The 12863-nt window shown below is 46.2% G+C and carries 16 protein-coding genes and 1 tRNA gene; 9 read left to right on the top strand and 8 right to left on the bottom strand.

Annotated features, from left to right (window positions below):
* Window positions 1–25: 25 nt before the first annotated feature.
* Together LPQ35_RS07575 and LPQ35_RS07570 are read left to right on the top strand one after the other, a co-directional pair.
* Window positions 26–568 carry a hypothetical protein gene (locus LPQ35_RS07575; protein WP_193808256.1) on the top strand — a complete coding sequence of 181 codons (543 nt, stop codon included), beginning with the start codon at window positions 26–28 and terminating at the stop codon, window positions 566–568.
* A 38-nt stretch (window positions 569–606) separates the two neighbouring features.
* Complete coding sequence (locus tag LPQ35_RS07570) at window positions 607–1368, top strand: DUF169 domain-containing protein (RefSeq protein WP_193808255.1); 762 nt, start codon at window positions 607–609, stop codon at window positions 1366–1368.
* On the opposite strand, the gene pdxT is transcribed toward LPQ35_RS07570, so the two are convergent.
* Both pdxT and pdxS read right to left on the bottom strand, forming a co-directional pair.
* Window positions 1360–1947 carry a pyridoxal 5'-phosphate synthase glutaminase subunit PdxT gene (gene pdxT / locus LPQ35_RS07565; protein ID WP_193808254.1) on the bottom strand — a complete coding sequence of 196 codons (588 nt, stop codon included), beginning with the start codon at window positions 1945–1947 and terminating at the stop codon, window positions 1360–1362. The genes LPQ35_RS07570 and pdxT overlap by 9 nt on opposite strands.
* Complete coding sequence (gene pdxS / locus LPQ35_RS07560; RefSeq protein ID WP_428832249.1) at window positions 1944–2951, bottom strand: pyridoxal 5'-phosphate synthase lyase subunit PdxS; 1008 nt, start codon at window positions 2949–2951, stop codon at window positions 1944–1946. Before pdxS ends, pdxT begins: the two co-directional genes overlap by 4 nt.
* Before the next feature lie 60 nt (window positions 2952–3011).
* Between pdxS and LPQ35_RS07555 the strand changes: the two genes are divergently transcribed.
* The 3 genes from LPQ35_RS07555 to LPQ35_RS07545 all read left to right on the top strand — a co-directional run bounded on the left by LPQ35_RS07555 (window position 3012) and on the right by LPQ35_RS07545 (window position 5162).
* On the top strand, window positions 3012–4094 hold the full coding sequence (locus LPQ35_RS07555) for an LUD domain-containing protein (RefSeq protein WP_193808252.1): 1083 nt from the start codon (window positions 3012–3014) through the stop codon (window positions 4092–4094).
* A 30-nt stretch (window positions 4095–4124) separates the two neighbouring features.
* Window positions 4125–5012 carry a malate dehydrogenase gene (locus LPQ35_RS07550; RefSeq protein ID WP_193808251.1) on the top strand — a complete coding sequence of 296 codons (888 nt, stop codon included), beginning with the start codon at window positions 4125–4127 and terminating at the stop codon, window positions 5010–5012.
* 67 nt (window positions 5013–5079) lie between these two features.
* Window positions 5080–5162: transfer RNA gene (locus LPQ35_RS07545), tRNA-Ser, on the top strand.
* A gap of 39 nt (window positions 5163–5201) precedes the next feature.
* Here the strand turns inward: LPQ35_RS07545 and LPQ35_RS07540 are convergent.
* Together LPQ35_RS07540 and LPQ35_RS07535 are read right to left on the bottom strand one after the other, a co-directional pair.
* On the bottom strand, window positions 5202–5378 hold the full coding sequence (locus LPQ35_RS07540; protein WP_346297607.1) for a hypothetical protein: 177 nt from the start codon (window positions 5376–5378) through the stop codon (window positions 5202–5204).
* A 170-nt stretch (window positions 5379–5548) separates the two neighbouring features.
* Window positions 5549–5752 carry a hypothetical protein gene (locus LPQ35_RS07535; protein ID WP_346297606.1) on the bottom strand — a complete coding sequence of 68 codons (204 nt, stop codon included), beginning with the start codon at window positions 5750–5752 and terminating at the stop codon, window positions 5549–5551.
* Window positions 5753–5801: 49 nt separating this feature from the next.
* On the opposite strand from LPQ35_RS07535, the gene LPQ35_RS07530 reads away from it, so the two are divergent.
* Window positions 5802–6812 carry a DUF362 domain-containing protein gene (locus tag LPQ35_RS07530; RefSeq protein WP_193808249.1) on the top strand — a complete coding sequence of 337 codons (1011 nt, stop codon included), beginning with the start codon at window positions 5802–5804 and terminating at the stop codon, window positions 6810–6812.
* 13 nt (window positions 6813–6825) lie between these two features.
* Here LPQ35_RS07530 and LPQ35_RS07525 read toward each other — a convergent pair whose 3' ends face one another.
* The 4 genes from LPQ35_RS07525 to LPQ35_RS07510 form a co-directional block, all read right to left on the bottom strand.
* The gene (locus LPQ35_RS07525; RefSeq protein WP_193808248.1) at window positions 6826–7008 is read right to left on the bottom strand and encodes a 4Fe-4S binding protein; all 183 of its coding nucleotides are present in this window, start codon (window positions 7006–7008) and stop codon (window positions 6826–6828) included.
* A gap of 93 nt (window positions 7009–7101) precedes the next feature.
* A complete protein-coding gene (locus LPQ35_RS07520; protein ID WP_193808247.1) occupies window positions 7102–7458 on the bottom strand; it encodes a Mov34/MPN/PAD-1 family protein in 357 nt (118 codons plus the stop codon).
* The gene (gene hisC / locus LPQ35_RS07515; protein WP_193808246.1) at window positions 7455–8471 is read right to left on the bottom strand and encodes a histidinol-phosphate transaminase; all 1017 of its coding nucleotides are present in this window, start codon (window positions 8469–8471) and stop codon (window positions 7455–7457) included. Before hisC ends, LPQ35_RS07520 begins: the two co-directional genes overlap by 4 nt.
* Before the next feature lie 35 nt (window positions 8472–8506).
* Window positions 8507–9568 (bottom strand): glycosyltransferase family 2 protein, encoded by a 1062-nt coding sequence (locus tag LPQ35_RS07510; RefSeq protein WP_346297605.1) that lies wholly within the window; start codon window positions 9566–9568, stop codon window positions 8507–8509.
* A 173-nt stretch (window positions 9569–9741) separates the two neighbouring features.
* Between LPQ35_RS07510 and LPQ35_RS07505 the strand changes: the two genes are divergently transcribed.
* From LPQ35_RS07505 to LPQ35_RS07495, 3 genes are read left to right on the top strand one after another with little or no spacing between them, the layout of a single operon-like run.
* Entirely contained in the window at window positions 9742–10665 is a 924-nt protein-coding gene (locus LPQ35_RS07505; protein WP_193808245.1) for a glutamine amidotransferase, read from the top strand.
* A 5-nt stretch (window positions 10666–10670) separates the two neighbouring features.
* The gene (locus LPQ35_RS07500) at window positions 10671–11348 is read left to right on the top strand and encodes a GXGXG domain-containing protein (RefSeq protein ID WP_203219024.1); all 678 of its coding nucleotides are present in this window, start codon (window positions 10671–10673) and stop codon (window positions 11346–11348) included.
* Window positions 11349–12800, top strand: a complete 1452-nt coding sequence (locus tag LPQ35_RS07495) for a glutamate synthase-related protein (RefSeq protein ID WP_193808243.1) — start codon at window positions 11349–11351, stop codon at window positions 12798–12800.
* Window positions 12801–12863 lie beyond the last annotated feature (63 nt).

Here is a 12863-nt window from a genome sequence, read left to right as displayed (position 1 = left end):
AAAATTAACAAAGTTCAAAATATACATGGATCTGTCCGAATTCCTGTACACGCGCGAAAACGAAAAAATACTGATCATCTATCCATCAAACGATGTGTTCTTATCAGTTTCAAAGACAATAGCAGATGCCAAGGGCCGTGAAAAGCTTGGCTGGCTTGTTTTCGATGATCTGGGAAAAAGCAGACTGGAAACATTTTTCGAGAAATTTATGCCATACGCTCCGGAGTTTCCCGGGAAAATTTTCAAGAACATGGATACACTGGAGAATGGCATAGAGACGATCTTCTGCTACGGCTTCCACTTCGCCAAGCCGAAATGTGGAATAAAACCTGTTTTCAAACTAATCCTTCAGAAAGGCAGAACGATCTATTTCTTTTTGCTTGAAAACTCCATTGAAGAGAAAGAAGAAGTGATAATAAAAGACCTTTTTGACGCTATTGTGAAAATCGAAGAAAAGGACATTACTTTCGAGAAAAAGTACACCTACTCGGTGCGAGAATACGTGTTTCCGTTCAGATATTTCTCAGGAACCTTCAGAATAGGCGAAGATTACAGCATACTTGAATAAAATGAGAAATTTTTAATATTTAATGTTGACGTTAACTTATGAAAACATCAGAATTCAGCCGTTTTGTTGAGAAATACATTCGTCCATCCACATATCCCATTGGATTCAAACTTGTAAGGCATGAAAGCGAGGTTCCGGAAAAAGCCAGGAGGTTTGAAGGCATAACAATATGTCAGGCATACAACATGGCAAGAAGATACAGGTGGACGGTTTATTTTGATGCGAACACAATCTGCCCCATCGGACTTGTTGCCTACGGGTTTTGCGAGGCGGATGAGCTTTACAGAAGTGGAGAACTTGCATATGATGCGGGATACGCCTCAACGAGAGATGTCGGAATTGAATTCGAAAAAGCAGTTGCAAAGCTCAAAGCAGGCGAATACTCGGGTGCCTTTGTTTTCCCTCTGGAAAGAGATGAGGTAGTACCGGACTTTGCCGTCATTTACGGAACTCCTGCCCAGATACTGAGGCTGATTCACTCAGTTCTCCATGAGAAGGGAGGAGCTTTCGAGACGAAAATACTGGGCAGAGCTGCCTGCAGCGAATATCTGGAGGCATTCATAGAGAAGAAGCCAAGATTCGTTCTTCCGTGCTATGGAGACAGACTGTTCGGTCTGACTCAGGATGACGAAGTTGCCTTTGCCTTTCCATGGAGCATGGCAGAAGACATAGCAAGAAACCTGGAAGCAACACACAAACGGGGAATCAGGTATCCCGTTCCTGCCACATCCCTCAGACTGAAGCTGAACCTTCCAAAAAGCTACGAGGAATCTCTGAAAAACATGAAAAAATCAGATTAAGGAAAGGAAATATTCGTGAACCCTCGTATCTCCGGAGAGTTCGGGATGGAACGATAGTCCAATAACATTTTTTTCCTGTGCCGCAACCACCTTTTCCTCAAAAGTGGCCAGAACCTCTACACCATCACCGACGTTTTCAACAACGGGAGCTCTTATGAACACTGCATTTACCCTGCCCACACCTCTGAATTCAAGTTCTGTCTCAAAGCTCTCCCGCTGTCTGCCAAAGGCGTTCCTCTTAACCCGCACATCGAGAAGTCTCAGTAATCTGGTGCCCGTTTTTTCAACCTGCTCATCACCATGTTTCGATAAAATTATGAGACCCGCACAGGTCCCCATGACCGGATTTCCACTTTCAGCGAGCTCTATGATCTCTTCAGCAATGCCGTCCTTCCATATCAGCTTTGAGATTGTCGTGCTTTCCCCGCCGGGGATTATGACCGCATCACTCTTCGAAACCACTCCCGGTTTCCGGACAGCAGTTACACTACCATCAATTCCGAGCCTTTCCATGGCGAGCTCTGTTACCACAACATGTTCTTCAACGTCGCCCTGCACGCCAACAACCGCTACCCTCATACCCCTCTTTCCTGCATCTGCACTTCGAGATCCGAAACATCCAAGCCCTTCATAGGTTCTCCAAGGTTCTTGCTCACCTCTGCAATCACATCAGGCTCATCGTAATGTTCGACCGCCTGGACTATCGCTTTAGCATACGCCTGCGGGTTTGAGGACTTGAATATGCCCGAACCCACGAATACACCATCTGCACCGAGCTGCATCATGAATGCTGCATCTGCCGGAGTTGCAACACCCCCTGCTGCAAAATTCACCACCGGGAGTCTTCCGAGTTTTCTGACCTCAACCAGCACATCATAGATGCCCTCAATTATCTGAGAGAAAGCGTATTCTTCATAGACCGTTTCCTTCATCAGGACATCAATACCGACTCCAAACTCATCATATATTGCAGAAGGCAATCTAAGGTATGCCTTGGAATAAATCTCGGCGAGTCTGTAAAGCTCGTTATCGTCCATCTGCCTGACCTTATCAATGGCGTAGTTCATCATTCTCATGTGCCTTACAGCCTCAACAACGTTTCCTGTTCCTGCTTCGCCCTTGGTCCTTATCATTGCTGCCCCTTCCCAGATTCTCCTCACAGCTTCTCCAAGACTTCTTGCCCCGCAGACGAATGGCACTGTGAACTTTCTCTTGTCGATATGATAGAACGGGTCTGCAGGAGTGAGAACCTCGCTCTCGTCAACCATATCAACCCCAAGAGCCTCAAGCGCTCTTGCTTCAGCGTAGTGCCCTATCCTGACCTTCGCCATTACAGGGATCGTTACAGCATCCATAATTTCCTGAATTATACGGGGATCAGCCATTCTCGCAACCCCGCCGGATGCCCTTATATCGGCGGGGACCTTGTGAAGAGCCATAACCGCAACAGCTCCAGCTTCTTCAGCAATAACAGCCTGTTCAGGAGTGGTAACATCCATTATGACTCCGCCTTTCTGCATTTTGGCAAATCCTCTTTTAACAAGCTCGGTTCCAAATCTCAGTTTTTCGATTTCCATAGCCATCACCCGTGACTGTATCAACTAAGATGGTAAATGTTTTTTTAACTTACGCATACACTGCTTGTGGTTATTAAAAAAGCTAGAAAAAACCTCACCGAGAGACGGCTCAAAATACTCAACAGAGAATTTTTCAGACTTGCTGAAGACGTGCGGAGAATAAAAGAGCATTCAATTGAAAATCTAGAATACCTGATTGACACAGCCGAAAAAAACATGGAAAGAAATGGATTTGAAGTATATTTCGCAAAAAACGTTCGAGAAGGTCAAAAAGTGGTGCTGGACTTTTTCGAAGACTCGTCAACCGTTCTGAAAGCAAAGTCAATGGTTAGCCATGAGCTTGATTTAAATTCTGCACTCATGGAAGGGGGAACCGAGGTGTGGGAGACCGACCTGGGAGAGCTCGTGATACAGATGCTGAACGATAGACCCAGGCACATGACCATGCCCGCCATCCACATAAAGGCCGATGAGGCGTTCAAGGCTTTGGGGGTCGAGGATTTTGAAGAGCTCAAAATCAGAGTGAGAAAACTGCTCAGAGAAAAATTGGCCAAAGCAGATGGAGGTATAACAGGTGCAAACGTGATCTCGGCAGATGGTTCCCTGTTCATCATAGAGAACGAAGGAAATGCGAGGCTCGTAAGTGCGCTGCCTGAAAAGGTCATGACGGTTACAGGGGTTGAAAAAATCGTTGACAGCTTTTCATCCGCTGTGAAGGTTTCCGAGGTTATATGGAAGAGTGCGGGGTATTACAGCCCGTCGTACCTCAACGTAATTTCGGGCATCAGTAAAAGTGGTGACATAGAAAAAAGAATAATTAAAGGTTTGCACGGACCATCTAAGCACGCAATCCTTCTTCTCGACAACGGGAGAATGAAGGCAAGGGATTCGGCGTTTAAAGAGGCTCTTTACTGCGTCAGGTGTGGAGCATGCCAGTTTTCCTGTCCGAGCTACGAAGCTCTGAACGCCGATTGGGGTGTAGTTTACAGCGGAGGAATTGGGGCGGTGTGGAACTACATTACTGGATCGGAGTCCAATCCATTCTACTGTCTGAACTGCGGTGCATGTGTTGAAACATGTCCTCTGAAAATAAATGTCCCTGAAATGCTGAGAAAGCTGAAAATGATAAAAATTGGTAAAATTAATTAACATCCACGTTAAATTGCGCTGGGTGGTACAATGAAACTCGGTTTTGTCGGAGCCGGTAGAGTGGGTGCAACGTCCGCATTCACATGTCTTCTGAATCTGGATGTTGATGAAATCGCTCTGGTGGATATTGCTGAAGACCTTGCAGTGGGAGAAGCAATGGACCTGACACATGCCGCTGCTGGGGTTGACAAATACCCCAAAATCGTTGGTGGGAGCGATTATTCCCTGCTTGAAGGCAGTGATGTAATTGTTGTAACTGCGGGACTCGCAAGAAAGCCGGGAATGACGAGGCTTGATCTGGCAACAAAAAATGCGGGAATAATAAAAGATGTGGCGAAGAACATAATGGAAAACAGTCCTGAGAGCAAGATAATCGTCGTAACAAACCCGATGGATGTGATGACATACATAATGTGGAAGGAGACAGGAAAGCCCAGGAATGAAGTATTCGGAATGGGCAACATGCTTGACTCATCAAGACTGAAGGCTACGCTCTTTTCACAGGGAGCAAGGAACATAAGAAAAGCATGGATCGTTGGAGAGCACGGAGACAGCATGTTCATCCTTTGGAGTCAGGCAGATTTTGACGGAGACGTGGACAGAAGCAAAACTCTGGAAGAGGTCAGATTTGTGGCTGCAGAGGTCATCAAGAGAAAAGGAGCCACAATATACGGACCAGCTGTCGCAATCTACAGGATGGTGAACGCCGTCGTCAGCGACACCAAAGAAGAAATCCCAACCAGTGTCATACTTCAGGGAGAGTACGGCATAGAAGATGTTGCTGTTGGCGTTCCGGCCATCATAGGATCAAACGGTGTCGAAAAGGTTATTGAATACGAACTTACCGGAAAAGAGCTGAACGCTCTTAAGAACTCTGCATCCATACTGAAGGAGAGGCTAAAAGAGCTTGGCTACTGACCCTCTTTCTTTTTTGCAGGAATTAGACCAAAATTTAAATATTCAGTGTGCTTTCTATACAACCTGAGCCGGGGTTGCAGAGAGGCACTGCGGTGGACTCGAGATCCACTGCCCGATGAGGGCACCTGGGTTCAAGTCCCAGCCCCGGCGTATTTCCAAAATCTCCAGCTATGGGATGGCCAGCCCATCTCAGAAGCTCCAGAAGGTTATCCTTGAAAAATTGAGAGAAGTTTTTGCGAGTTTATCCCCATCCAGACCTCTTGGAAGTTTCATAATGCCAGTACCTCCTGCCCTACAATGTGGAGTTTGACGATCTTGGGGCCGTTCTTCTTCATCAAAGTGACGCTCTACAACATCCTTGACCATTTCCCCAGTTCTTCAAGAGAATCGGCTTCGGTGAAAATTGAATGGCTCAAGGCTCTTGCTATGTGGCCGTCCTCTGTTTCTTAAACGAGAAAGTTGATTTCATCAATTTTCTCCAGTTCCTGCGTAGGTGTTTTTGGTCCGAACTTTGCTTAAACTTTTTGTCCTTAGAGTTATTTGGTGTGGTGAATAGGATCCATGAGTTTCCTCAGACTTACTCTTTCAGGTACCAGATTAACTCTCCCCCACTTCTCCATGTATTGCCGATAGATCTCAGAGGGAAGTTTCCCATCATAGCTCTGAACGTCAAGACTGCCAGTGTTGTGTACCATGATGTAATCTCTCAGTCCAGGGTGAACCATCTTGCCTGCAAACATGGAAAATGTCCGAAACCATTTTACCGATGAAATACAAAATTACGGGTGAATGGAAAGACGGGAGTTCCTGCTCAAAGCAGGTATTCTGGCATCCTCCATAATTCTGGGATGCTCAGACGTGAAAGAGGTTGATAATATGGAAATCTACGAAGGAGAGCCGAAAATAAATAGAGGGGAGCCGAAAGTTTACGTTATTAAAACGGATAACAGAAAAGAAGGAATTGAAGAACTCCTCAAATATTTCAGAATTGAGAAGTTTGAAGGAAAGACCGTGGCAATAAAGGCGAATTACAACAGCGACGACCCGTTTCCCGCATCCACACATCCTGATGCGCTTGATGCCATATCCAGAGAGCTTGAAAGAGTTAACGCAAAAGCTGTGCTTGCAGAAAGAAGCGGAATGGGAAATACGGCAGCAGTTCTGAAAAACAGAGGAGTTTTCGACATTCTGTCCAGATACGGATTTTCCGTCATAGACCTTGAGGGGCATAAAAGGTGGGTCAGATTTGAAGCAAATCACTGGAAAAGGGGCTTTTTGCTGGCGGATGTATTCTACGAAAGCGACTACGTTATCCAGACGTGCTGCCTGAAAACCCACAGGTTTGGCGGACATTTCACGCTATCTCTCAAAAACAGCGTGGGAATGGTTGCAAGGCATGCTGAAGGTCACGACTACATGAAAGAACTGCACACCTCGGAGTACCAGAGATACATGATAGCTGAGATAAACATTGCCTACAGTCCTCACGTGGTCATACTGGACGCTATACAGGGATTCTCAAAAGGTGGACCGGAAAGCGGCGAAACCATAAGTCCGGGAGTTATTCTGGCCGGAAATGATAGGATCGCCGTAGATGCGGTCGGCGTCGCCATCCTCAGGCTGTTCGGCACGACGCCAGAAGTTTCGAAAGGCCCGATTTTCTCCCAGGATCAGATAAAACGGGCAGTCCAGCTCGGCCTCGGAGTGAGTGAGCCAGAGGAGATTGAGGTTATTCCTGCAAACGACGACGCAACCGAAATATGCGCAGAAATTTCTTCCGAGCTTGTAAAAAGAAGTTAAAAACGAAAATAAGCTACCACTCCAGAGCTATTGCGTTGCTCGGGCAGGCCCTTACACATGCCCCGCACTCCATGCACATATCCTCGTTAACCTGTGCAACATTTCCGTTAAGGTAAATGGCTCCGCCTTTCTGTGAGCACACATCAACACATGTTCCGCATCCGGTGCATTTCGACCCATCAATTACCGCAGGCATACAGAAATTCCAAACAAGAGCCAAATAAATATCGGGGGGTTTTCCGGTTTTTACTCAAAACCTCACGCCCGAACAAAGGACTGAAAATCACGACTACACGATCTCAAGAGATATCTCCCTTCCGAGAGAATCGTAAGCCTTCCAACAATGCTTGCAGTATGGGTAGTAAATGATTATGTGCACCTTTCCATAAGATGTGAACGTGGAGAGGTCCTGACCCGATGGTCCGAAACTCGAAGAAGGGTGGCTGTGGACGGTTCCGTAAATCCTCATCCCAAGAGGCAGAAAAGACGTGTTGAAACTTGCATAGTCCTCACCCTGCTGGAACGGGATGTACACGAACTCCTCAATAATGCCCTTTTTCCCCGTAAGAAGGGCAAAGAATTCATACGGATGGTTGTTCTTTGCCATCTCTATAAGAGCCTCCAGCAGATCACGCCTTATTTTCATGTGATCTCCTCCACAGCACTGAGAAATGCATCGTTTTCATGCTTTCTCCCAACACTAACCCTGAAGTGGGGACCTTCCAGACCCTCCAGCCCTGTCACATCCCTGACAAGAATCCCTCGTTCCATCAGCCTGTCTGCAAGATTTCCCACCTCATGCCTCACAAGCAGAAAATTAGCATGACTTTCATACACATAAAACATCTTTCCAAGCCTTTTTGCAATTCTGTCTCTCTCCATAACTATCAGCCCAGCTATTTTTCTGTAATAGTCCACATTTTCCAGAGCGGCGATGGCAGCTTTGTATGCAAGAGTCGATATCGAAAACGGATTCCGTATTTTTTCTATTGCTCTCGCAACGTTTTCATGTGCAATTGCGTAACCAACTCTCATCCCTGCAAGCCCAAAAAACTTTGAAAAGCTTCTAATGACGATGAGGTTTTCATAATGGTTTATCAGATCAACCACACTCGTACCGGCGAACTCAGAATATGCTTCATCAACCACCACGTAATCAAAGTTCTCGAGAAATTCCTCAATAACGGCCCTGTCGATGACGTTGCCTGTAGGGTTGTTTGGAGAACACAAAAACGCAAGCTTTCCCCTGTCATAGCACCCATCCAGTCTGTACCCTTCAAAAACTTTCGTTACAACCTGTGCCTCTCTGAGCATAGAAAAAAGTGCGTACAGAGTGTAGGACGGCATGGGGATAAAGACTCTGTCAAATGGCTCGATGAAAAGATCGGTGACAAGTCTGAGCAGGTCAGATGCCCCGTTCGAGACCGCGATATTTGAAGAATCAACACCAAGATATTCCGAAATCAGATTTTTCAGCTTTCGGTAATAGGGAGACGGATAACGGTTTATCTCCATCACCGAGTTTTTCAGGGTGCTGATGACCTCCTGATGAGGCGGGTACGGATTTTCATTTGACGCAAGCTGGATGACCCTCCTGTCAAAATCTTCCGGAAACGGACCCGGATCGTATTCATTGATCAGGCTTACCACAAATCGCATGGCTTTTAATTGTACCGCTAAAATTTAACTTTTCCTCACACTTTCCAGCCGGAAAGCGTTATTTTTCTTTTAACTATCCTGTAAAGCACCTGCTTCGCTAGGGCAATAATCGCAATGGACATCCACAGAGGCGAATATATGAAGTAGTAGACTGGAAGATACCTGAAATCAATTCTGAACCCAGTTATTTTTGAAAGAACAATCATTAAAACCGCCCAAACTGAGAAAGTCAGCAGAATAAGAATGATATTCCTCAGAACATGGTACCCGTACAGAAGATACAGTACAAGAACAGACATCTTGCCGGAAATTACACCGAAAGAGGGCATTATAAAAAACAGGAGCTTGAACATCACACCATCAGGAATAGAAATGCCAAGAATAAGGGGCAGGATTGATGGAAAGAGGATTATGATTGCTGGAACCCACATTATAGGTTTTCTGATGATTTCTCTGAAATTCTCCATCAGCACCTCAGCCCCTCCTAAAGCCCATCTCTCCCTCTGAGAAAGCCACTCCCGGATGTTCTGGGGTGAATCTGTTAAGGCAAAACCATCCACTCCAAACCTGTACCCAGAAATCCCAAACCGTATACCAAGATCAGTATCCTCGTTGATCCTTTTCCTGAAGCCCCCCAGCTTTTTCAGAATCTCTTTCCGTATCCAGAACGCCGCACCATTGAATCCGAGGCAGATTCCAAGCCTGGCGGCAATCAAGGAGACCAGATACATGTTGAAATAATCTATATTCACAAGTCTGCTGAGCCTTGAATTCAGATCAATCTCCTTCTTGATTTCCAGACCATCAAAGCTCTCAGGGTTTCCAGGATTGACCAAAAGAGTATCCGAATCCAGAAAGAGCAGATATTCCCCCTCGGCCAGTTCAACAGCATCGTTGAGAGCCTTCCATTTGCCTCGCCTCTTGTGAGATATCGTTGCTTTTAAATCGTACCTTTCAATAATCCGCAACAACTCATCATCAGGCTCATCAACTGCCAGAATTATTTCAAAACCTTCAAGTCTCGCCAAATTCTCCTCCAGCCTTTCCGGATGTTTATAAGCAGAGATTATTACAGTCCTTTTCATGCAGCATCTCATGTGTCTCCGGCAGGAGTATTAAAAAATTTCTTCCAGAAAATAATAAAAAATCGTTGAAATTTATCAAATTCAAAAAGAAAAAATCTGTAGTGACAAGAATATATAGGAGTTCATTTGTATGCATATAATTCGCAACCTTTAAAAACTCACTGGCTTTCCAGAAAACGATCAGCATGTGCGGAATAGTGGGTATTCTTTCAAGAAACAAAAAGGATGATCTCGGTTCACTGGTCATAGAAATGATGAAAAGGCTTCAGCACAGAGGCAGGGATGGCGCTGGAGTCGCAATGTATGGCGGCATAAGCCTGAAAAAAGATCAATACCTCATCAGAGCAGAAATACTCGGTGAAGACCTTGAAGAAAAGCAAAGCGCAATGGAAAAGATAACAGACCTGGCAAACAGATACGGAAACGTCAGATCCATCCGTAACGTTGTTGAAAGCGAAGAATATTTCATAACCGATTTCCTCGTCGAGAAGGTCGATGATTTTCAGAAGGTGAGAAAGCTCGCACTGGAGATCCAGGGACTGGAAAACGTTGCTGTTCTCTCCGCAGGTAAATTTGAGATGTTCAAGGATGTCGGAACCATAGATGTCGTCGATTCGATATACGGTGTGTCCGAAAAAGGTGGAACTCACGCCATTGGCCACATAAGATTCTCAACGGAAAGTGGAGTTGACAGATATCACGCTCATCCGTTCCAGAGCTTCCTCTACCCAGACATAACGGTCGTCCACAACGGACAGATAACCAACTACTGGAACACGAGAAAGAAGCTCGAGGCAAAGGGCCACTACTTCACAACAGATAACGACACTGAATGCATAGTGCATTACGTTGCAGACAAGCTTCTTGACGGATACAGCCTCGAAGAAGCTCTTGAAAATGCCGTAAAAGACCTTGATGGTCCTTTCGCATTCATAATAGCTACTCCAGACGAAATAGGTGTTGCCAAGGACAAGCTTGGATTGAGACCGGCAATGGTCGCTGAAGGAGATGGAATGTATGCAATTTCAAGCGAAGAAGTTGCCCTTGAACCCCTGGAACTTGAAACAGAATATCTTGCCCCTGGAGAGTTTAGAGTTTACAGGAAGTGATCGAAATGGAGATCGATTGCAACGGTTTGAGTGTTAGGGAGATAAACAGGCAGATTAAGGAAGCCGTGAAAACCGGGGAGAAAGAAATTGTTCTGCTGAATCCCGGAGCTAAACATTATCTCGCTGCAGGAGTTGTCGGAGATGTGGAGATTCACGTAAAGGGCAGTGCCGGTTATTTTGCAGGGACGATGGTCCACGGCGTGAGAATGATCATCGAGAAGAACGCGGGATGGTTTGCGGGAGATAACATGACCGATGGTTACATAGAGATAAAGGGAGCAGCCGGTGATGGTGTCGGTCAGGGAATTTACAATGGAACAATAGTCGTCAGGGGCAATGCTGGTGCAAGAACCGGCGAGATTATGAAGAACGGGACGATAATAATCGGCGGAAACAGCGACTTTATGACCGGGCTGTACATGATGGGCGGAAAAATCGTGGTTCTCGGTAACATAAAGGGAATGGCAGGAGAGAGCATCGTAAGGGGAGCGATTTACGTTAAAGGTGATGTTGACAGTCTTGGAAAGAATGCAAAACTGGTTGAAATAACTGAAGAAGATGAGGAATGGTTAAAAGAAACTCTTAAGGCTCATGATTTTCCCGCATTCACCGAGAAATTCAGAAAAATTGTTCCGATTAAGAAGAGATTCGTGTATGGTAGCGCTCCATCGGAGGAGGGTTAAATGGTATTCGAAATCACGATCGATAGGGAAAGATGTATAAAATGCCTCAGATGCGTGAGGTACTGTCCTACCTCTACTCTAAGTTCTGAAGAGAGCAGAGACGGAAAGAAAGAGCCGGTTATAAAAGACCAGACAGCATGCGTGGGATGCGGAAACTGTGTGGACGTGTGCCCCGCATCAGCAATTCAGGTTTCAGGTACGTCAGACCTCGAAGAAAGAGGAATGTGGAGCAGAAGCATAGTGCATGAGATCTGGAGAAAATCTGAAACCGGAGAATACTTGGTCAGAGGTACGGGAGCTACAAGACCGGTGCCCCACTTTGATGACCTTGTCCTTCTTCCAGCTCAGACTTCAAGACCACCCATAGACAAGTACAGGGAGCCATGCGAAACAAGGGTGGTTCTGGGAGACAGGTTTGCAGAGCAGCCCCTGATTCTCGAAACACCCATAATGGTTGCAGCAATGAGCTACGGCGCTTTAAGCCTGGAAGCAAAGGTTGCAATCGCAAAAGGTACAGCGATGGCAGGAACAGCCACAAATACAGGAGAGGGGGGCATGCATCCCGAAGAGAGAAAACATGCGAAGCTTCTTGTTGCACAGTATGCCAGCGGAAGATTTGGAGTCTCAAGCAGGTACCTAAACTCAGCCGACGCAATAGAGATCAAAATCGGCCAGGGTGCAAAGGCCGGAATGGGTGGGCACCTGCTTGGGGAGAAGGTCACAGAAGACATAGCAAAAATCAGAGGCATCCCTGTTGGAACTGATGCCCTTTCACCCTCAAGACACATGGACATAATCGGGCCAGAAGATCTCGCAATGAAAATAGAGCAGCTCAGAGAGATAACTGACTGGAGAATCCCAATAGCAGTTAAGTATTCTGCAGGAAGAGTAGCAGATGATGTCAAGATTGCCGCAAAGGCTGGAGCAGACATAATCGTCGTGGATGGCATGCAGGGAGGCACTGGAGCCACACCAGATGTGGTTGCGAACCATGCAGGCGTGCCAACAATAGCCGCAATAGTTCAGGCGGATGAAGCCCTGAGAGAGATTGGGCTTAGAGACGAGGTCAGCCTCGTGGCAGCAGGTGGAATAAGGACTGGAGCTGACGTTGCAAAGGCGCTGGCCCTTGGAGCAGATGCGGTTCAGATTGGTACTGGAGCGTTGATCGCCATTGGGTGTACAGTCTGCAGACAGTGCCACAGAGGAATCTGCCCGAAAGGCATAGCAACGCAGGATCCCAGACTGAGAAGGAGGCTTGACCCAGAGAAAGGGGCAGTTAAGGTGTACAACTATATAAAAGCCATGACAGAAGAACTTAAAATCCTGACACAGCAGGCTGGAAAGACTGACGTGAAGAATCTCGAAAAAGAAGATTTGAGAGCCCTGGACATAAATACATCCGCCATAACAGGTGTTAAGCTGGCTGGCCTGGAGAAACCGTTCAGATTCTGAAAACACATTTTCTTTAAATTTTCCACTCATATTTTCCCTGATGTTTCAGCCGCATAAACACAG

The sequence above is a fragment of the Geoglobus acetivorans genome, assembly GCF_039641995.1.
GTDB lineage: Archaea > Halobacteriota > Archaeoglobi > Archaeoglobales > Archaeoglobaceae > Geoglobus > Geoglobus acetivorans.
This window is presented reverse-complemented; position numbering and strand designations above follow the sequence as displayed.

Bases quoted from the DNA above. Each gene is read 5' to 3' on its own strand.
- LPQ35_RS07575 (WP_193808256.1), top strand. From the start codon at position 26: ATGGATCTGTCCGAATTCCTGTACACGCGCGAAAACGAAAAAATACTG.
- LPQ35_RS07570 (WP_193808255.1), top strand. From the start codon at position 607: ATGAAAACATCAGAATTCAGCCGTTTTGTTGAGAAATACATTCGTCCA.
- pdxT (WP_193808254.1), bottom strand. From the start codon at position 1,947: ATGAGGGTAGCGGTTGTTGGCGTGCAGGGCGACGTTGAAGAACATGTT.
- pdxS (WP_428832249.1), bottom strand. From the start codon at position 2,951: ATGGCTATGGAAATCGAAAAACTGAGATTTGGAACCGAGCTTGTTAAA.
- LPQ35_RS07550 (WP_193808251.1), top strand. From the start codon at position 4,125: ATGAAACTCGGTTTTGTCGGAGCCGGTAGAGTGGGTGCAACGTCCGCA.
- LPQ35_RS07540 (WP_346297607.1), bottom strand. From the start codon at position 5,378: ATGGTCAAGGATGTTGTAGAGCGTCACTTTGATGAAGAAGAACGGCCC.
- LPQ35_RS07535 (WP_346297606.1), bottom strand. From the start codon at position 5,752: ATGTTTGCAGGCAAGATGGTTCACCCTGGACTGAGAGATTACATCATG.
- LPQ35_RS07530 (WP_193808249.1), top strand. From the start codon at position 5,802: ATGGAAAGACGGGAGTTCCTGCTCAAAGCAGGTATTCTGGCATCCTCC.
- LPQ35_RS07525 (WP_193808248.1), bottom strand. From the start codon at position 7,008: ATGCCTGCGGTAATTGATGGGTCGAAATGCACCGGATGCGGAACATGT.
- LPQ35_RS07520 (WP_193808247.1), bottom strand. From the start codon at position 7,458: ATGAAAATAAGGCGTGATCTGCTGGAGGCTCTTATAGAGATGGCAAAG.
- hisC (WP_193808246.1), bottom strand. From the start codon at position 8,471: ATGCGATTTGTGGTAAGCCTGATCAATGAATACGATCCGGGTCCGTTT.
- LPQ35_RS07510 (WP_346297605.1), bottom strand. From the start codon at position 9,568: ATGAGATGCTGCATGAAAAGGACTGTAATAATCTCTGCTTATAAACAT.
- LPQ35_RS07505 (WP_193808245.1), top strand. From the start codon at position 9,742: ATGTGCGGAATAGTGGGTATTCTTTCAAGAAACAAAAAGGATGATCTC.
- LPQ35_RS07500 (WP_203219024.1), top strand. From the start codon at position 10,671: ATGGAGATCGATTGCAACGGTTTGAGTGTTAGGGAGATAAACAGGCAG.
- LPQ35_RS07495 (WP_193808243.1), top strand. From the start codon at position 11,349: ATGGTATTCGAAATCACGATCGATAGGGAAAGATGTATAAAATGCCTC.